This window comes from Streptomyces sp. ICC1, assembly GCF_003287935.1.
Classification (GTDB): domain Bacteria; phylum Actinomycetota; class Actinomycetes; order Streptomycetales; family Streptomycetaceae; genus Streptomyces; species Streptomyces tritrimontium.
Map to the genome: position 1 here is coordinate 8,505,159 of NZ_CP030287.1, position 16,366 is coordinate 8,521,524.

18 protein-coding genes are annotated in these 16,366 nt (G+C 71.1%); 11 read left to right on the plus strand and 7 right to left on the minus strand.

Annotated features, from left to right (window positions below; translation table 11 throughout):
• Positions 1-128: 128 nt before the first annotated feature.
• Entirely contained in the window at positions 129-1,349 is a 1,221-nt protein-coding gene (locus tag DRB96_RS39865) for an acetyl-CoA C-acetyltransferase (protein ID WP_112452763.1), read from the plus strand.
• Between the two features lie 315 nt (positions 1,350-1,664).
• Positions 1,665-2,486 (plus strand): hypothetical protein, encoded by an 822-nt coding sequence (locus DRB96_RS39870; RefSeq protein ID WP_204357935.1) that lies wholly within the window; start codon positions 1,665-1,667, stop codon positions 2,484-2,486.
• Here the strand turns inward: DRB96_RS39870 and DRB96_RS39875 are convergent.
• Positions 2,470-2,847 carry a hypothetical protein gene (locus tag DRB96_RS39875; RefSeq protein WP_112452765.1) on the minus strand — a complete coding sequence of 126 codons (378 nt, stop codon included), beginning with the start codon at positions 2,845-2,847 and terminating at the stop codon, positions 2,470-2,472. The two genes, DRB96_RS39870 and DRB96_RS39875, sit on opposite strands and share 17 nt — an antisense overlap.
• Positions 2,848-2,948: 101 nt before the next feature.
• Here DRB96_RS39875 and DRB96_RS39880 point away from each other — a divergent pair, with 101 nt between their 5' ends.
• Positions 2,949-3,179, plus strand: a complete 231-nt coding sequence (locus DRB96_RS39880; RefSeq protein WP_112452766.1) for a DUF4287 domain-containing protein — start codon at positions 2,949-2,951, stop codon at positions 3,177-3,179.
• A 65-nt stretch (positions 3,180-3,244) separates the two neighbouring features.
• Here DRB96_RS39880 and DRB96_RS39885 read toward each other — a convergent pair whose 3' ends face one another.
• The 4 genes from DRB96_RS39885 to DRB96_RS39900 are packed head-to-tail and all read right to left on the minus strand — an operon-like array spanning position 3,245 to position 6,814.
• Complete coding sequence (locus tag DRB96_RS39885; RefSeq protein WP_204357936.1) at positions 3,245-3,718, minus strand: hypothetical protein; 474 nt, start codon at positions 3,716-3,718, stop codon at positions 3,245-3,247.
• Between the two features lie 2 nt (positions 3,719-3,720).
• Positions 3,721-4,551 carry a carbohydrate ABC transporter permease gene (locus DRB96_RS39890; RefSeq protein ID WP_112452767.1) on the minus strand — a complete coding sequence of 277 codons (831 nt, stop codon included), beginning with the start codon at positions 4,549-4,551 and terminating at the stop codon, positions 3,721-3,723.
• A complete protein-coding gene (locus DRB96_RS39895) occupies positions 4,548-5,471 on the minus strand; it encodes a sugar ABC transporter permease (RefSeq protein ID WP_204357937.1) in 924 nt (307 codons plus the stop codon). The genes DRB96_RS39890 and DRB96_RS39895 overlap by 4 nt, the downstream gene beginning before the upstream one ends.
• Positions 5,468-6,814: a sugar ABC transporter substrate-binding protein gene (locus DRB96_RS39900; RefSeq protein ID WP_112452768.1), complete on the minus strand. Its 1,347-nt coding sequence runs from the start codon at positions 6,812-6,814 to the stop codon at positions 5,468-5,470. The genes DRB96_RS39895 and DRB96_RS39900 overlap by 4 nt, the downstream gene beginning before the upstream one ends.
• Before the next feature lie 270 nt (positions 6,815-7,084).
• Between DRB96_RS39900 and DRB96_RS39905 the strand changes: the two genes are divergently transcribed.
• Positions 7,085-7,630, plus strand: a complete 546-nt coding sequence (locus DRB96_RS39905; RefSeq protein ID WP_162689143.1) for a hypothetical protein — start codon at positions 7,085-7,087, stop codon at positions 7,628-7,630.
• Between the two features lie 82 nt (positions 7,631-7,712).
• Complete coding sequence (locus DRB96_RS39910) at positions 7,713-8,339, plus strand: alpha-ketoglutarate-dependent dioxygenase AlkB (RefSeq protein WP_112452770.1); 627 nt, start codon at positions 7,713-7,715, stop codon at positions 8,337-8,339.
• A gap of 21 nt (positions 8,340-8,360) precedes the next feature.
• Here the strand turns inward: DRB96_RS39910 and DRB96_RS39915 are convergent, their stop codons facing one another.
• Positions 8,361-8,657: a YkvA family protein gene (locus DRB96_RS39915; RefSeq protein WP_112452771.1), complete on the minus strand. Its 297-nt coding sequence runs from the start codon at positions 8,655-8,657 to the stop codon at positions 8,361-8,363.
• Positions 8,657-9,121, minus strand: coding sequence for a MarR family transcriptional regulator (locus DRB96_RS39920; protein ID WP_112452772.1), 465 nt, complete (start codon positions 9,119-9,121; stop codon positions 8,657-8,659). The genes DRB96_RS39915 and DRB96_RS39920 overlap by 1 nt, the downstream gene beginning before the upstream one ends.
• A gap of 151 nt (positions 9,122-9,272) precedes the next feature.
• Between DRB96_RS39920 and DRB96_RS39925 the strand changes: the two genes are divergently transcribed.
• From DRB96_RS39925 to DRB96_RS39950, 6 genes are all read left to right on the plus strand, one after another.
• Complete coding sequence (locus DRB96_RS39925) at positions 9,273-9,809, plus strand: DoxX family protein (RefSeq protein WP_112454354.1); 537 nt, start codon at positions 9,273-9,275, stop codon at positions 9,807-9,809.
• Between the two features lie 290 nt (positions 9,810-10,099).
• Positions 10,100-11,998 carry a glycoside hydrolase family 15 protein gene (locus DRB96_RS39930; protein ID WP_112452773.1) on the plus strand — a complete coding sequence of 633 codons (1,899 nt, stop codon included), beginning with the start codon at positions 10,100-10,102 and terminating at the stop codon, positions 11,996-11,998.
• Between the two features lie 134 nt (positions 11,999-12,132).
• Positions 12,133-12,912 (plus strand): hypothetical protein, encoded by a 780-nt coding sequence (locus tag DRB96_RS39935; protein WP_112452774.1) that lies wholly within the window; start codon positions 12,133-12,135, stop codon positions 12,910-12,912.
• 30 nt (positions 12,913-12,942) lie between these two features.
• Entirely contained in the window at positions 12,943-14,136 is a 1,194-nt protein-coding gene (locus tag DRB96_RS39940; protein ID WP_112452775.1) for a phage tail protein, read from the plus strand.
• On the plus strand, positions 14,133-15,395 hold the full coding sequence (locus tag DRB96_RS39945; protein WP_112452776.1) for a tape-measure protein: 1,263 nt from the start codon (positions 14,133-14,135) through the stop codon (positions 15,393-15,395). The genes DRB96_RS39940 and DRB96_RS39945 overlap by 4 nt, the downstream gene beginning before the upstream one ends.
• Before the next feature lie 48 nt (positions 15,396-15,443).
• A complete protein-coding gene (locus DRB96_RS39950) occupies positions 15,444-16,352 on the plus strand; it encodes a phage tail domain-containing protein (RefSeq protein ID WP_112454357.1) in 909 nt (302 codons plus the stop codon).
• The last annotated feature ends 14 nt before the right edge of the window (positions 16,353-16,366 follow it).

The window sequence follows — 16,366 nt, forward strand, 5'->3', positions numbered from 1 at the left end:
GGAGACCCGGGACACGCCCGGGGGTGCCGGAGCGACCGGAGTCACATCCCGCGGGCAGTGACCTCGACGGTACGGGGCGGTAACTTCGCATGCGGTCCCGGTACGACACCACCTCCCTTGGAGCCCCGATGCCCGAAGCCGTCATCGTTTCCACCGCCCGGTCGCCGATCGGCCGCGCCTTCAAGGGATCCCTCAAGGACGTCCGCCCGGACGACCTGACGGCCACGGTCATCCAGGCCGCCCTCGCCAAGGTCCCGGGCCTGGACCCCCGCGAGATCGACGACCTGATGCTGGGCTGCGGCCTGCCGGGCGGCGAGCAGGGCCACAACCTGGGCCGGATCGTCGCGGTGCAGATGGGCATGGACCACCTGCCCGCCACCACGATCACCCGCTACTGCGCCTCCTCGCTCCAGACCTCCCGGATGGCGCTGCACGCCATCAAGGCGGGCGAGGGCGACGTCTTCATCTCCGCGGGCGTCGAGATGGTGTCCCGGACCGTGAAGGGCTCCTCCGACGGCCTGCCGGACACGCACAACCCGCTGTTCGCCGAGTCCGAGGCCCGGACGGTCGAGGTCGCCCAGTCCACCGGCTCCACCTGGCACGACCCGCGCGAGGACGGCCGGACCCCCGACGCGTACATCGCGATGGGGCAGACCGCCGAGAACCTGGCCCGCCTCAAGGGCGTGACGCGCGCGGACATGGACGAGTTCGGCGTGCGCTCGCAGAACCTGGCCGAGGAAGCCATCAAGAACGGCTTCTGGGCCCGCGAGATCACCCCGGTCACCACCCCGGACGGCACCGTCGTCTCGCAGGACGACGGCCCGCGCGCCGGGGTCACCCTGGAGGCCGTCCAGGGCCTCAAGCCGGTCTTCCGCCCCGACGGCCTGATCACGGCCGGCAACTGCTGTCCGCTGAACGACGGCGCCGCGGCGCTGGTCGTCATGAGCGACACCAAGGCCCGCGAGCTCGGCCTGACCCCGCTGGCCCGGATCGTGTCCACCGGCGTCACCGGCCTGTCCCCCGAGATCATGGGCCTGGGCCCGGTCGAGGCCTCCAAGCAGGCGCTGAAGCGGGCGGGCCTGACCGTCGGCGACATCGACCTGTTCGAGATCAACGAGGCCTTCGCGGCCCAGGTGATCCCGTCCTACCGGGACCTCGAGATCCCGCTGGAGAAGCTGAACGTCAACGGCGGGGCCATCGCCATCGGTCACCCCTTCGGGATGACCGGCGCGCGCATCACGGGCACGCTGATCAACAGCCTGCAGTTCCACGACAAGCAGTTCGGCCTCGAGACGATGTGCGTCGGCGGTGGACAGGGCATGGCCATGGTCATCGAGCGCCTGAGCTGACCCGGAGCGGAGACCGGCCTTCGGGATCAAGGTCCGATGCCAGGCGGCGTACGGGATCCCGCTTGATCCCGTACGCCGTACTGACGCGAAATCTAATCCTCTCGCGGCCATTCTGTAACCAAATGTCCCCCAGGATGTGACCTTCGTCCTGGGGGATCATCGTTTTCGCAGGTCAGGACGGTTCCCAGTGGGGGCTCCGGGACGAAAGACCTGTCCAATTCATGACGTAATGCACTGCAAGCCATTCCCAGGTCGGGACAAGCTGATGTAGGAAGTCGGGGGATCGAATCAACCAGGAGCTAGTCAGTGAGCGCCATGTCTCTTGCCCTACTGCTGACCACGGCCGCTGCCACGGCCGTGGGCGCTGCTGCGCTGCACGCCGTCCACGGCCTGCGCAAGCAGGTCAGCGCGCTGCGCGGTGAGCTGGCGGTGTCGGCGCACCCTCGCGGTGCGACCGTTCCGCACGCCCGCAGCGCCGTGGAGTCCCCCGCGGCCGAGATACGAGCCGCCGTCGCCGAGGCCCTGGCCGAGGAGCGCGAGCGCGAGCTCGCCGAGGCGCGCGCCTTCTGGGCCGCGCAGGAGGCGCGTGACGCCGCCGACGCCCCCTCGCTGCTGGGCGGCCTGGGAGGCCTCGGCGAGGACAGCCCGGTCTTCCTGCCCCGGCAGGTGGACATGGTCGGCCTGGAGCCGCTCCTGGGCGAGGAGGTCGACGGGTCCGGCGAGTACCCCGCCTACCCCGAGGACTCGGCCGAGCTGGCCGCCGCCCGCCGGCGCCACCCCTCGCACCCCGACTTCGTGCCCGTCCAGGCCTCGCACCCCGGCGCCGACCACGAGCGCACGGTCAGCCGCCTGGAGGAGCTCGCCGAGGCCCGCACGGCCCTCGCGGACGTCCGCCCCGGCCCGCTGGGCACCCTCGACGTGTACGTCTTCACGGACGGCACCACGCTCTGCATGACCCCGGGCCACCGGGAGACCGCCGAGCGGCTGGCCGAGGCCCTGCGCTCGGGCAGTGCGCCTGTCCTGCTGGGCGGCTCGGGCATCTCCGGCGCCTACGCCCTGACCTTCTCCTGCGGTGACTCCGAGGACCCGGACAGCAACGTCTACATCCTCGCGGACCGCGTCATCGCATCGCTCTGACTTCCGCCTGCTCCACCAGTCGAACGGCCTCGTCCAGCGCCTCGGACGGGGCCTTCGTGCCGTTCGGGCCCGCCCCGGGCCCGACCCCGCGCAGCGCCTCGGCGAGGTCCGTCCCGGCCACGGCCACCTGGTCCCCGACGACGAAGATCCCGGCATCGGGCATCTCCCGCGCCGGAGCCGCCCCTGTGGCGCCCCCGCGGCCCCCGGCGGCCTCCTCCAGCCGCTGCGCCCGTACGGAGAGCTCCCGGGCCAGGTCCAGCGCCACCTCGGCGGCACCCCGCTGGAGCCGGCTCTGCGGCGCGGCCCGCAGCCGGTCGGCGAAACGTTCCACGGCGGCGGTCAGGGGTGAGGTATCGAGCACCCGGCCGACCTTACGCGCCGCCCGCGCACCATTGCCAACGGGCGAACTCTCCGGCACGGTTGCGTGAAGAGAGCAGCACGGCGATACCTCCGGAGGCGCCCATGTCCGTAGAGTTCTCCGAGCAGACACACCGCAACATGATCGACAGAATCCCCCAGACCACCGGTCGTGAACTCTCCGACTGGCTCCGCACCGTGGACGACGGCCCCTCCCTCGTCCGATTCGAGGAGAAGGTCAGCTGGCTGCGCGGGGCGCACGAGCTCTCGTACGGCCAGGCCAAGGCGATCATCCACGAGTACGACCTGCGCAGGGCCGCCCGCAAGTTCGGCTGAGCAGCCCCTGCCCCCGTCCCGTCCCCCCGTCCCACCCTGTCCGGGCACCCCCGCATGTCTCTTATTCACAAGCGGGAGGCGGGCAGGCGGAGGTGGACGACGTGGGTGTCGTTCTCCTCGGAGACGCCGAACCGGAGCGTCGCCTCGGGTACCGGGTCGGCGGCGGCGAAGGTCAGCAGGGTCGCGCCGGAGTGGTCGTACAGGCAGCCGGCGGCGTGTCCGTCGACCAGCGAGACCCGGGAGCGGCCCTCCCAGTCCGCGAGGAGGGTGCGCCGCCAGCCGCCCTGCGGGTGCCAGTATCCGGCGGCGTCGCCGAGGGGCACGGAGAAGCGGATCTCGACGGGGGCTCCGTCGGCCCGCACCTCCAGCACGCGCAGTCCGCCTTCGGGCTCGCCGAGCGACCAGGTGGGGCGGACGCCCAGCGCGTGGGCGAGGACGGCGATCGAGACCCCGTCGAGCAGCGGCTCGCCCCGGGCCGGCGCCAGCCCCGCGGTGGTCACGGCCTCGGTTCCGTCCGCCGGGGCGGTGGTGGTCTGCACGGTCACTCCTTCACGGCGCCGGCGAGCAGGCCGGACACGAACTGGCGCTGGAGCGCGAGGAATACGAGGGCCATGGGGATCGCGGCGGCGGCGGTTCCGGCGAGGATCGCGCCGTAGTCGGTCTCGTCGAGGCCCTGGAGGGAGGCGAGGGCCACCGGGATGGTGAACGAGGCGCTGTCGCGCAGGACGATCAGCGGCCAGACGAAGTCGTTCCACTGGTAGAGGAAGAGGAAGATCGCCAGGGCGGCCAGGGCGGGCCGCATCGGCGGGAGCACCACCTTCCAGAACAGCCGCAGTTCGCCGCAGCCGTCCATGCGGCCCGAGTCGAGGAGCTCGTCGGGGAGCGCGGCCATCGACTGGCGCATCAGGAAGATGCCGAAGGGCAGGGCCAGGTTGGGCATGATCACCGCCTGGTAGGTGTTCAGCCAGCGCAGTTCGGCCATCATCTGGAAGAGCGGTACGAGGGTGACCTGCGCGGGAATCACGAGCCCGAGCATGAGCAGCCCGAACAGCGCCTCGCGGCCGCGGAAGCGGAACTTGGCGAAGCCGTAGCCGGCCAGGGCGCAGACGGCTCCCGCGCACAGGGTGTAGACGGCCGCGATGAGCAGGGAGTTGAGGACGACCCGGCCGAACTGCGCGGTGTCCTGGAGCGTTTGGAGGTTGTCGGCGAGGTGTCCGCCGGGCAGCAGCGGGGGCGGGCTGTCGAAGATGTCCCCGGAGCTGTGGGTGGCGGCGACCACGAGCCAGTAGAAGGGGAGCATGACGGCGGCGAGCGCGATGGCGAGTCCGGAGGTGAGCAGGATGCTCCTGCCGCGGTGGCGGGCGGCGGTCATGTCTTCTCCCCCAGGAGGCGGAACTGGATCACACCGAGGATGCCGATGAGGACGGCCAGGGCGTAGGCGATGGCGGAGGCGTATCCGAAGTCGAAGTACTTGAAGGCGTTCTGGTAGAGGTACACGCCGATGGTCAGGGTCGCGTTGTCCGGGCCGCCGCCGGTGAGCACGAAGGGCTCGTCGAAGATCTGCAGGGTGCCGATGGTGGAGAGCACCGTGGTGAGCAGGAGCGCGGGGCGCAGACCGGGCAGGGTGACGTGGCGGAAGGAAGCCCAGGCGCCGGCCCCGTCCACGGCCGCGGCGTCGTACAGCTCGGCGGGCACGGACTGGAGGCGGGCGAGCAGGAGCACCGCGTTGTATCCGGTGTAGTGCCAGGTCAGTGCGAGACCGAGGGAGACCTTCGCCCACAGGGGGTCGGTCAGCCACGGCACGGGTCCCGCGCCGACGAGGTCGAGGAGCCAGTTGACCAGCCCGTAGTCCCGGTTGAGCAGGACGGAGAACATGATCCCGTAGGCGACGAGGCCGGTGACCATGGGCAGGAAGAAGCCGAGCCGGAAGACCGTGCGGCCGCGCAGCAGACCAGAGTTCAGGGCCACGGCGAGCCCGGTGGCGAGGGCGAGCATCACCGGCACCTGGACGGCGAGGATCACCGCGGTGTTCTTCAGCGCGGTCCAGAACAGCGGATCGTGGAGCAGCCGTGTGTAGTTGTCGGCTCCGACGAACCGCTCGGTCCCGCCGACGGTCTGGTGGAGGCTGATCACGAAGGACCGGCCGATGGGGTAGATCTTGAAGGCGGAGAACAGCAGCAGCGCGGGCAGTACGAAGAGGTACGGGGCGACGCGCCGCCGACGCGCCCGCCGCGGGGCCGCCCCCGGGAAGGGGGCGGCGGGGGCTGTGCGGCCGGTGGGCGTCACGGTCACCGGGAGACCTTGCGCCCGGTCTGCCGGCCCAGCTGGTCCGCGGCTTCCCCCAGCACCTTCGCCGGGTCGGCGCCCTTGAGGAGCACCTTGGACTGGGCGTCGGTGACCAGCTTGAGGGCGCGGGCGTAGTCGGCGGTGTAGTTGAAGGCGGGCGAGGGGGCCTTCAGGGCCTCCAGGAAGACCTCGCCCTTCTTCTGGCCGCCGAAGAACGGCGAGGGCTCGTGGAAGACCGCGTCGTCGTACGCCGCCATCAGGGCGGGGGCGATGCCCTTGCCCCGGTAGATCCGCACCTGCGAGGCCGGGCGGGTGAGGACGAACTCGATGAAGGACCAGGCGGCGGCCTGGTGCTTGCTGCTGCCCGCGACGGCGAGGTGGGTGGAGTTGACCATGGCCGCGGTGGAGCCGCCGCGCCGTACGGCCGGGGGCAGCCGGACCTTCCACTTGCCCGCTTCCCCGGGAACCTGCTCCTGGATGATGCCGCCGAACCAGGTGGGCATGGAAAGGACGGCCGCCGTCCCCTGCTTCAGGGAGCTCATCAGCGCGTTCCAGCCGCCCGCCAGGTCGCTGACCAGGCCGGCGTCGTTCATCGTCTTGATGAGGGTCATGGCCTTGACGGCCTCCGGGGAGTCGAGCGTGATGTCCCCGGCGAGGTTGAAGTAGAAGGAGCCCTGCAACTGCAGGAGCATCTGGAAGAAGTTGGCGGCGTCGGCCTGCGAGGCGGGCTTGTCGATGCCCAGCAGGTGGGCGCCGGTCTTCGCCTTGATCTCCTTGCCGGCCTCGATGGTCTCCTCCCAGGTCTGGAGGGCGCCCGCGTCGACCCCGGCCTTCTCGAAGAGGTCGGCGCGGTAGTAGAAGCCCGCCGAATTCGCCTCCCAGGGCAGGGCGTTGACGCGCTTGCCGTCGGGGGACACGGTCTGCCAAAGGCCCGGGGCGAAGGCGTCCTTGTGGGCGTTCGCGCCCAGCGGGGCGAGGTCGGCGAGGCCGCCGGGGAACTTCTCCACGTAGCCCGGCAGGTAGTCGACGCCGATGTGCAGGACGTCGGCGAGGCCCTGTCCGCCGGCCGCCAGCCCGGTGGTGATCTTGTCCCAGATCGCCGGGTTGCCGATGTCCTCGACCGTCACCTCGATCTGCGGGTACTTCTTGTTGAACTCCGGTACGAGGGCCTTCATCTCGGCGGCCGGCCCCTGCCAGGACCAGACCGAGATCTTGCCCTTGTCCTTCTCGCCGCCGGTTCCGCCCTGGCCCGTGTCACCGCTGCCCGAGCACGCGGTCAGGCCGGTGAGCCCGGCTCCCGCGGCGATCGCGCCGCCCAGCCGCAGCACTCTTCGACGTTCCAGTTCCATGCCTGACCCACCCCTGCTCGCACCGTTGCCGTAGCCGACTGGCCAGGACTGTAACCACGCCGCCAGGTCACTTGCAATAGTTCGATGAAATCTTTCAGTTCGATCCAACAGGGAACTTTGACAAGGTCATTGCAAAACTTCCGACCGGATTGCTAGCGTGCCGCCCGCACCGCCCCGCACGCCTCGCACCGCCTCGCACCGCCTCGCACCGCCCCGCCTCGCCCCGCGAGACCGGCCGCCGCCCGCTCCACACCCACCAGGGAGAACCCGATGACGCGTTCCCGTGTGTCGCTGCTGTCCGCCCTCGCCCTGCTCGTCCCCCTCACCCCGCTCGCCCTCGGCGGCCAGGCCGCGGCGGCGCCGCCGGGCTCGGCCGCCGGACAGACCGTCCAGGCCAGGCCCGCCGCGCCCGCCCCGCTCTCCGTCGTCAACCCCGGCTTCGAACAGGGCCGCACGGGATGGCAGTTCACCGCCGGCACCGGAGTCGCCACGAACTACCCGCACGGCGCGGCCCGGCTCGCCTACCTCGACGGCGGGCCCGGCATGAAGGTGTCGCAGACGGTGACGGCCACGGGCCGGGGCGCGTACGACATATCCGCGTGGATCGCGACGGGCGGGCCGAACGGCCGGTTCACCGCTCGCGTCAACGGCGCGGTCGCCGGGTCCCAGACCCTGCCCAGCGCCTCGAACTACCGCCGCCACACGCTCGGCCGGATCTCCCTCGCCCCCGGCGACACGCTGGAGATCGCCTTCGAGTCCGGGGACCTGCCCCTTATCCCCACCTCCGAGCCCACGAGCCTAGGCAGGATCCCGTAGGCCGTCTTCGCGTGGAAAAAAAAAAACCCCGACCCCGAACCGGCATCGAGCGTGTGTTCGAATAGCGCGCTAAGCTGGACCCATGCACGCACTCCAGGGCTCCCTCTTCGACCAGGGCGACGAGATCCGGCTCGGCCCGACGGCGGGCCTGCGGCGTACGGAACTGGGCGCCGGGGCCTGGGTGGACCACCGGCCGGGCTGGCTGTCGGGCGCCGACGCGCTGTTCGAACGGCTCGCGGCCGACGTGCCGTGGCACGCCGAGCGGCGGCAGATGTACGAGCGGGCGGTGGACGTGCCGCGCCTGCTCGCCTTCTACGCCGAGGGCGACCCGCTGCCGCACCCCGCACTCACCGAGGCCCGCGGGGCGCTGACCCGCCACTACGCGTCCGAGCTCGGCGAACCCTTCGCCACGGCCGGCCTCTGCCTGTACCGGGACGGCCGCGACAGCGTCGCCTGGCACGGCGACCGCACCGGCCGCTCGGCGACCGAGGACACGATGGTCGCGATCGTGTCGGTCGGCGACCCGCGCGACCTGGCCTTCCGCCCCCGCGGCGGCGGCCCCACCCTGCTCCGCCTCCCGCTGGGCCACGGCGACCTGGTGGTGATGGGCGGCTCCTGTCAGCGCACGATGGAACACGCGGTCCCCAAAACCACCCGCGCGGTGGGCCCCCGCGTCAGCGTCCAGTTCCGCACGCGGGGCGTGCGCTGAGGAGTGGCCCGGGGTCCGGGGCTACGCCGTGTCGAGTTCCTTCGGGGGGCGGGCCGAGGAGGCCGCCGCGTGGAGGGAGCGGAGGGCCAGGAGGAGGATGCCGATGTCGTCCAGGTAGACAGGGTCCGGGATCAGGTCCACCGGGGAGACCGTGTAGGCCACGGCCGCCCAGAACAGGGCCTTGTCGCGCAGCGGGATCCCCGCGTCGCGCAGCAGGCGCCGGGCCGCGAAGACCCGTACGAGGAGCACGGCCGCGGTGACCGCCAGCCCGGCCGCGACGACCCCCGCGACGATGAGCCAGACCGTCGTCGAGTCCATCAGGCGCCCTGTGTCCGCAGTCGGCGGCTGACCTCGCCGAGGCCGTCCGCGAGGGCGTCGAGCTGTTCGGGCGTGAGTACGTCCACGAGTACCTCCCTCACCGTGCTCACGTGCCCCGGCGCGGCCTCCGCCAATCGTGCGCGGCCGGCTTCGGTCAGGACGGCGTAGACCCCGCGGACGTCGGAGGGGCAGGTGCGGCGGCGGACCAGGCCGGCCTTCTCCATCTGGGTGACCTGGTAGGTCAGGCCGCTCTTGGAGTTGATCAGCCCGTTCGCGAGCTCCGTCATGCGCAGCTCGCCCTCCGGCGCCCTGCCGAGCCGTACGAGGATCTCGTACTGGGGGTGGGAGAGCCCGGAGTCGTCCTTGAGCTGCTGGTCGAGGCGGCGGTTGACCAGGGCGGAGGCGGCCAGGAAGCCCTCCCAGGCGCGCATCTCGCGGTCGTCCAGCCATCTCGTTTCAGCCATGGAATCAGCGTACACGGATCGTTCCAATTTGAATCAGAGAGTGATCGGCGGTTAGGGTCGGAAGGAGTTGTTTGAATTTGAACAACCGACCAGACCAGCCGTTCGACCGGAAGGCCCCCTCGTGACCAGCCCCTCCGTCACCACCACCGCCGTGCCCGCAGCACCCGCCACCACCGCGTCCGCCGCTCCGCTCGCCCTCTCCACCCCCGCCCACGACGTCGGCCTGCTCCTCCTGCGCCTGGTCCTCGGCCTGACCGTGGCCGCCCACGGCGCCCAGAAGCTCTTCGGCTGGTTCGGCGGCGGCGGGATCAGCGGCACGGGCCGGTTCTTCACCGCCAGCGGCTACCCGGCGGGCGACGCCATGGCCGTCCTCGCCGGCCTGACCGAGACCCTCGGCGGCCTCGGTCTCGCCGCCGGGCTGCTCACCCCGCTCGCCGGCGCCGCCGTCGTCGGCACCATGATCAACGCGATCGCCGTCCACGGGGCGGGCTCCTTCTTCGCCCCGGAGGGAGTGGAGTACGAGATCCTCCTCACCGCCGGCGCCGCCACCCTCGCGCTCACCGGCCCCGGCCGGTACGCCGCCGACCGCTTCCTGCCCGTCCTGCGCGGCCACCGCCTCGCCCACGGGGCCCTCGCCGTCGCCCTCGGCGCCGTCATCGCGGGCGCGCTGCTCCTCGTACGCAACTAGTGCTGTGACCGGGAAGGTCCACCGGGTCGCGGCGCCCGGCACGGCACCTCGCCGCGTTGTCGGACCACACCGGTACGTCCAGTACGAGGCGTGGCCCTCCGCCCGGGGGCCCCTCCCGGCGGTAGCTGGGGGAGATGCACCGCACCGAACACCGCGACCCGGCAAACCTTCCCGGCCACAGCACTAGGCCGTCTCCTTCGGCCAGGCAAGATCAGAAAGGGACGGACTGGCTCCCGTCGTCGACCCGAACGGACCGATTGGGATGGGGCATTCGGGGGAATGGGCCATAAATGACACAAGCCATCGAGGACTACGCAATCATCGGCGACCTGATGACCAGTGCCCTGGTCGGCCGTGACGGGTCCATCGACTGGCTGTGCCTGCCGCGCTTCGACTCGGCTGCCTGCTTCGCCGCCCTCCTCGGCGACCAGGAGAACGGCCACTGGCGCATCGCCCCGGCCGCCGCCCCCGACTCCGCGCGCTGCACCCGCCGCGCCTACGTCGACGGCACGCTCGTCCTGGAATCCTTCTGGGAGACCGAGGACGGCGCCTCCTTCAAGGTCGTCGACTTCATGCCGCAGCGCGACACCGCCCCCGACGTGATGCGGATCGTGGAAGGCCTCACCGGCGAGTCGACCGTCGGCAGCACCCTGCGCCTGCGCTTCGACTACGGGCACGTCATCCCCTGGGTCCGCCGCTTCGACGCCGCCCGCGACGGCGGCAGCCTCTGGGACGGCGACGGCGACCGCGTCGCCGTCGCCGGGCCCGACGCCGCGTGGCTGCGCAGCGACCCGCCCGTGCAGACCTGGGGCGAGGACAACAGCACCCGCTCCGAGTTCACGGTCGGGCCCGGCGAGCGCGTCGCCTTCGTCCTGACCTGGCACCCCTCGCACGAACCGCGCCCCGCGCCCCTGGACCCGTACGCCGCCCTGGAGCAGAGCCTCGCCGACTGGCGGGAGTGGTCTTCCCAGTGCCGCTACGACGGCCCCTACCGGGAGGCCGTGACCCGCTCCCTGATCACCCTCAAGGCCCTGACCTACGCCCCGACCGGCGGGATCGCCGCCGCCGCGACGACCTCCCTGCCCGAAGAGCTCGGCGGCGTCCGCAACTGGGACTACCGCTACTGCTGGCTCCGCGACTCCACCCTCACCCTCGGCTCCCTGCTGGCCACCGGCTTCCTCGACGAGGCCCGGGCCTGGCGGGCCTGGCTGCTGCGGGCCGTCGCGGGAGACCCGGCCGACCTGCAGATCATGTACGGGATCGGGGGCGAGCGGCGCATCCCGGAGTGCGAGCTGCCGTGGCTGAAGGGGTACGCCTCCTCCGCGCCGGTCCGCGTCGGCAACGCGGCCGTCGACCAGCTCCAACTCGACGTCTACGGGGAGGTCCTCGACTCCCTGTACGTGGCCCGCTCCGCCGGACTGCCAGCCGAGTGGCACGCCTGGAAGATCCAACTGGCGCTCCTCGACTTCCTGGGGCGCAACTGGCACCGGCCCGACGAGGGCCTGTGGGAAGTGCGCGGCCCGCGCCGCCACTTCACGCACTCCAAGGTGATGGCGTGGGTCGCCGCCGACCGGGCGGTGCGCACCCTGGAGGCCAATCCCGGGCTGCACGGCGATGTGGAGCGCTGGCGGGCCATGCGGGACGAGGTGCACCGCGACGTGTGCGAGAAGGGCTACGACCCCGAGCGGGGCACCTTCACCCAGTACTACGGCTCCACCGAACTGGACGCGGCCACCCTCCTCATCCCGCGCGTCGGCTTCCTGCCGCCCGAGGACCCCAGGGTGATCGGCACGGTCGACGCGGTGCGCGCGGAGCTCGGCCGCAGCGGCCTGGTCCGCCGCTACAGCACCGAGGGGCTGTCGGTGGACGGGCTGCCCGGTGACGAAGGGGCCTTCCTCGCCTGCTCGTTCTGGCTGGCGGACGCCCTGTACCTGACCGGTCGGGAGAAGGAGGCGCGGGAGCTCTTCGAGCGGCTGCTGGCGGTACGCAACGACGTCGGGCTGCTCGCCGAGGAGTACGACCCGGGACCCACGCCGGAGATCCTCAAGGGGGTCAACGAAGTCATCATGGCGGCCGTCACCGGGCTGCTGGGGGAGCTGCGGGGGGAGCAGGCGCCCACGCAGCCGTACGACCATCGCAAGGCCAGGGCGGAACAGCGGCGCAAGGCCGCGGGGGAGGGCAACAAGTGACACGTCCCGTGAAGGCAGCCGTATTCGGAACTTCTTTTCCGCCTCAGCGGTCTTCCGCTCGAGAGCGGCTTTTTTGAGGAGGAAGTCCTTGACGGCGAGCACCCTCCTTCTGCCCGCTCACCATTGGAGGAGAGATGGCACGAGATCTCCAGAAGATCGACAGTGACCTCGCCTCGGCAGAAAGCACCATCGGAACCCTCTCGGGCACCAGCTCCTCGCACGCGATCAGCCTCACGGGCCACGGCTCCGCCATCACCGACATAAAGACCGCGCTGAGCCTCGGCACCAACGGGCAGTCCCAGCGCCTGGCGGATCTGGAAGCCGGCCTCGCCAAGGCGAGGGACAAGATCAAATTCAATACTTACGGCCTGTACGCCCTGGCGACGAACGCCCTGTTCGTCAAGTTGGACGTACAGCTGCTCACCTTCTCCATGCAGGCGCTCAAGGTCGACCTCTCCCTCTTCAAGAAGGTGGACGAGAAGAACTCCAAGAAGCTGCTGGAACTGCACAAATGGACCGACGAAAAGCTGGCAGCGGGCAGAAGGAGGGTGCTCGCCGTCAAGGACTTCCTCCTCAAAAAAGCCGCTCTCGAGCGGAAGACCGCTGAGGCGGAAAAGAAGCGGGAGAAGGAAAAGGAAGACGCTCACGAAGCCGAGCAGAAGCGCCAAGCCGACGCGTTGCGGCGGCAGGTCAACGCCCTCCCCCCGATCGTCAAAGAGCACGGCACGCGCATCACAAAGATCGAGGAAGCGCTCCGCAAAGCCCGTGACGCCGCCAAGAAGGCCGTGGATTCCAGTACCGGCCGCAAGCACGGAGTCGATTCGACCAAGCCCACCGTCAAGCCGGTGACCCAGGACGTCAGGGCCCTGCGCGAGGCCGTCAACCAGCTCGCCGGAGCCCTCGGCGGCATCTGAACCGCCCTCCCACCCTGAATTGAGGGAGACATGTCTCTCGTATCCTCGCTGCGCTCCTCATCCAGCGCCCTGAAGGGCTTCAAGGACCAGGCCGCCGGCGCCGGCAAGGCCACCGACGGCCTCCGGCAGAAGGCCTCCTCCAGCGGGAGCCAGCTCCGGACGCTCAAGACGTCCGCACAGGGCTCCACCACCCAGCTCAAGGGCCTCAAGACCGCGAGCGACCAGGCCGAGCGCTCCATGGCCAAGGCCGGCCAGACCGGTCAGCGCGCCGGAACCCAGCTCGGCAAGTTCAAGACCGGCGCCGACCGGGCCGCCTCGGGCCAGGACAAGCTCAACAAGTCCATGAAGGGCAACTTCCTCGCCCGGCTGCTCGAACTGTTCATGCCGCTCATCGAGAAGATCGTCGAGATGGCGAGCCGCTCGAAGGCCATGCAGACCGTGATCCGGGTGGCGTTCACCGCCATCCGCACCGTGATCTCGGCGGTCATGAAGGCCATCGGCCCGATCATCCGCACCGCCGGAAACCTGATCAAGTCGGTCTGGAACAGCGTCAAGGGCGCCGTCATGCCGATCCTGTCGGCCATCGGCAATGCCGTGAAGTCCGCCTTCAACGGCATCCGGTCGGCCATCAGCACCGTGATGAACGCCATCCGCTCGGTCATCAGCACCGTGTGGAACGGCATCAAGGCCGTCATCATGCCGGTGGTCAACTGGATCAAGTCGGCGATCCCGAACGCCTTCAACTCGGTCAAGAACGCGATGTCCAGCGCCTGGAACGGGCTCAAGGGCATCGCGGCCGGCGCCTTCGGAGCCATCCTCGGGGCGGTCAAGTCCCCCATCAACTCCGTCATCGGCCTGATCAACTCCATGATCGGCCGGATCAACAGCATCCGCGTCAGCGTCCCCGGCTGGGTCCCCATCGTCGGCGGCAAGAGCTTCGGCGTCAGCCTGCCCACGATCCCCATGCTCGCGACCGGCGGCGTCGTCATGCCGCGCAGCGGCGGTGTCCCCGCGATCATCGCCGAGGCCGGCGAGGCCGAAGCGGTCCTGCCGCTGTCCAAGCTCGACCGCCTGCTCGCCCGTACCGCCGCCCGCGCCCGGACGCAGGCCGCCGGCACCGGCAACGGCTCGGCCCTGCACATCGAGAACTACTACGCGCACCAGTCCAGCGACCCGCAGCGCACCGCCGACGCGCTGATGTACCTGGCGAAGGCGCGCGGATGAGTACGGCGGCCCTCCCGGCCGGTTTCTTCGCCGGGTGGCAGCCCGCCCTGAACGGCCTGCGCGCCCAGTCCTCCCAGGCGCGCCAGGCCGTGCGGCGCCAGACGGCCTCGATCCGCCAGGCCGCGACCGCCGTGGGCCGGCTGTCCACCGACTCCGGCCAGGCGGGCAAGGTGCTCGCCTCGCTGAAGACCCAGGCCGGCGCCGCGGCCCTGTCCACCGGCAAGGTCGGCCAGTCCGCCGGCCGGGCGGCGACGGGGACCGGGCAGGCCGGCAGCGGTGCCCGCGGAGTCCTCGCCTCGCTGCGCAAGCTGGGCGGGGCGACCGGCGGCGTCCTCGCGATCCTGGGCGGCCTGATCCCGGTCATGGAGATCGTCTCCACCCTGATGAGCACCTTCGGCATCGCCATGACCGTCGGCGCGGTCGTGATGACCGCGGTCAACGTCGCCATGCGCGCCAACCCGCTGGGCTTCGCCCTCGGGATCCTGATCCCGGTCGGCGCCTGGCTCATCGAGCTCGCCATGAACTCCGAGACCGGCCAGCGGATCATCGAGCAGCTCTTCGAGTACGTCGGAAAGGTCTTCGAGCAGCAGCTCACGTTCCTCCTTCCGGTGCTCAAGACCGTCGGCGAGATCGTGACCACGTACTTCACGGGGTACCTCGCGGTCGTCTCCGGCGTCCTCGGGCTGCTGAGCGGAGACACGAGCGGCATCGCGCGCGTCGGTACGTCCGTCAGCTCGGCCACGCAGTCCCTGCGCGGGATCGCCTCCGGCGCGTTCGACGCGATCATGGCCCCGATCCGGCCGGTGATCGACTTCCTCACCGGCGGGCTCCCCAGCGCCTTCTCCCGTGTGAGCGGCTCCCTCTCCGGGTCGCTCGGCGGCATCGGCCGCATGGTGACCACGGGGCTGCAGGCCGTGCTGGCCGTGGTCACCGGCCCCTTCAACGGCATGATCGCCTTCGCCAACTGGATCATCGACGGCCTCGAGGACCTCAGCTTCTCGATCCTCGGCAAGAAGTTCGGCGTCGACCTCGACAAGATCCCGATGCTCGCGGAGGGCGGCGTCGTCTGGCCCCAGTCCATGGGCCAGGCCCCGCGCATCAACCCCGTGTCGGACCTCGACCACCGCCGCGTCACGCCCTTCGACCCGCACGCCGCGCGCCAGGAGCCGTACCGCGTGAAGGAGTTCCGCGAAGAGGCGGGCGCGGGCCCCCGGTCCACCGCCGAGGACCTGCTGTTCCTCGTCGCCGCCCACGCATGACCCCCGCGCGGATCCACCGCCCCCACCCGAGATGAGGTGACGGCCGTCATGGCCGAGACCACGCAGACCCACACCGCCGATCTCGAACCCGGCTCACTCATCACCCAGGACGGGCAGATGCAGTGGGCCGGGATCCTTTTCGGCCCCGGCACCCCCTACACCATCGAGAAGGCCGGCCTCAGCGGCTGGGAGGACCTGCCCGAGTACGACAGCTCGGACGCCGAACGCCCCACCGGCCACGGTTCCTGGTCCGGCGCCCGCTACGCCAAGTCCCGCAAGGTCGGCGGCACCCTGTGGATGGTCCCCGAGCGGGGCGCCTCCCTGGCCACCGTCCGGGCCCTGCGCCAGGCGCTGACCCTCGGTGAGGACGAGCGCTGGCTCGCGGTCCGGCTGCACGGCGAGATCCTGGCCGTACGGGCCCGGATCAGCCAGCGCATCGTCCCCGCCGACCGGGTGTACGCCACCCAGGGCGCGGCCAAGGCGTCCGTGCAGTGGCTGGCCACCGACCCGCGCCGCTACCTCGTCGACGAGCAGTCGGCGGTGGTGTCCGCGCCGGAGCCGGAGAGCGGTCTGACCTGGCCGCTGGTCTGGCCCCTGAGCTGGGGCACGGCCTCCAAGACGGGTGACGCGAGCGCCGACAACGACGGCTCCGCGCCGACCCATCCGGTCATCACCTTCCGCGGCCCCTGTGGCACGCCCTCCGTCACGGAGCGGCTCAGCCGCCGCCGCCTGCGCTACGGGATCGACCTGACGGCCGGCGACGAGCTGGTCGTGGACACCGCCGCCGGCACGGTCACGCTCAACGGCACCGCCTCGCGCCGGCACACGGCCACCGCGGACAGCGGCCCGGAGGAGCTGTTCACCTTCGAACCGGGCCGGGCCGAGCTGTCCTTCCGCCCGGACACGGCGGCGGCCGGCGCCTCGATGTCCGTCCGCTGGCGCAGCGCGGAGTGGTAGCGGGAGGCCCCCCG

What these genes read in the sequence shown, in the direction of transcription:
- DRB96_RS39865 (WP_112452763.1), top strand. Translation starts at nt 129, where the DNA reads ATGCCCGAAGCCGTCATCGTTTCCACCGCCCGGTCGCCGATCGGCCGC.
- DRB96_RS39870 (WP_204357935.1), top strand. Translation starts at nt 1,665, where the DNA reads ATGTCTCTTGCCCTACTGCTGACCACGGCCGCTGCCACGGCCGTGGGC.
- DRB96_RS39880 (WP_112452766.1), top strand. Translation starts at nt 2,949, where the DNA reads ATGTCCGTAGAGTTCTCCGAGCAGACACACCGCAACATGATCGACAGA.
- DRB96_RS39890 (WP_112452767.1), bottom strand. Translation starts at nt 4,551, where the DNA reads ATGACCGCCGCCCGCCACCGCGGCAGGAGCATCCTGCTCACCTCCGGA.
- DRB96_RS39900 (WP_112452768.1), bottom strand. Translation starts at nt 6,814, where the DNA reads ATGGAACTGGAACGTCGAAGAGTGCTGCGGCTGGGCGGCGCGATCGCC.
- DRB96_RS39905 (WP_162689143.1), top strand. Translation starts at nt 7,085, where the DNA reads ATGACGCGTTCCCGTGTGTCGCTGCTGTCCGCCCTCGCCCTGCTCGTC.
- DRB96_RS39910 (WP_112452770.1), top strand. Translation starts at nt 7,713, where the DNA reads ATGCACGCACTCCAGGGCTCCCTCTTCGACCAGGGCGACGAGATCCGG.
- DRB96_RS39915 (WP_112452771.1), bottom strand. Translation starts at nt 8,657, where the DNA reads ATGGACTCGACGACGGTCTGGCTCATCGTCGCGGGGGTCGTCGCGGCC.
- DRB96_RS39920 (WP_112452772.1), bottom strand. Translation starts at nt 9,121, where the DNA reads ATGGCTGAAACGAGATGGCTGGACGACCGCGAGATGCGCGCCTGGGAG.
- DRB96_RS39930 (WP_112452773.1), top strand. Translation starts at nt 10,100, where the DNA reads ATGACACAAGCCATCGAGGACTACGCAATCATCGGCGACCTGATGACC.
- DRB96_RS39935 (WP_112452774.1), top strand. Translation starts at nt 12,133, where the DNA reads ATGGCACGAGATCTCCAGAAGATCGACAGTGACCTCGCCTCGGCAGAA.
- DRB96_RS39940 (WP_112452775.1), top strand. Translation starts at nt 12,943, where the DNA reads ATGTCTCTCGTATCCTCGCTGCGCTCCTCATCCAGCGCCCTGAAGGGC.
- DRB96_RS39945 (WP_112452776.1), top strand. Translation starts at nt 14,133, where the DNA reads ATGAGTACGGCGGCCCTCCCGGCCGGTTTCTTCGCCGGGTGGCAGCCC.
- DRB96_RS39950 (WP_112454357.1), top strand. Translation starts at nt 15,444, where the DNA reads ATGGCCGAGACCACGCAGACCCACACCGCCGATCTCGAACCCGGCTCA.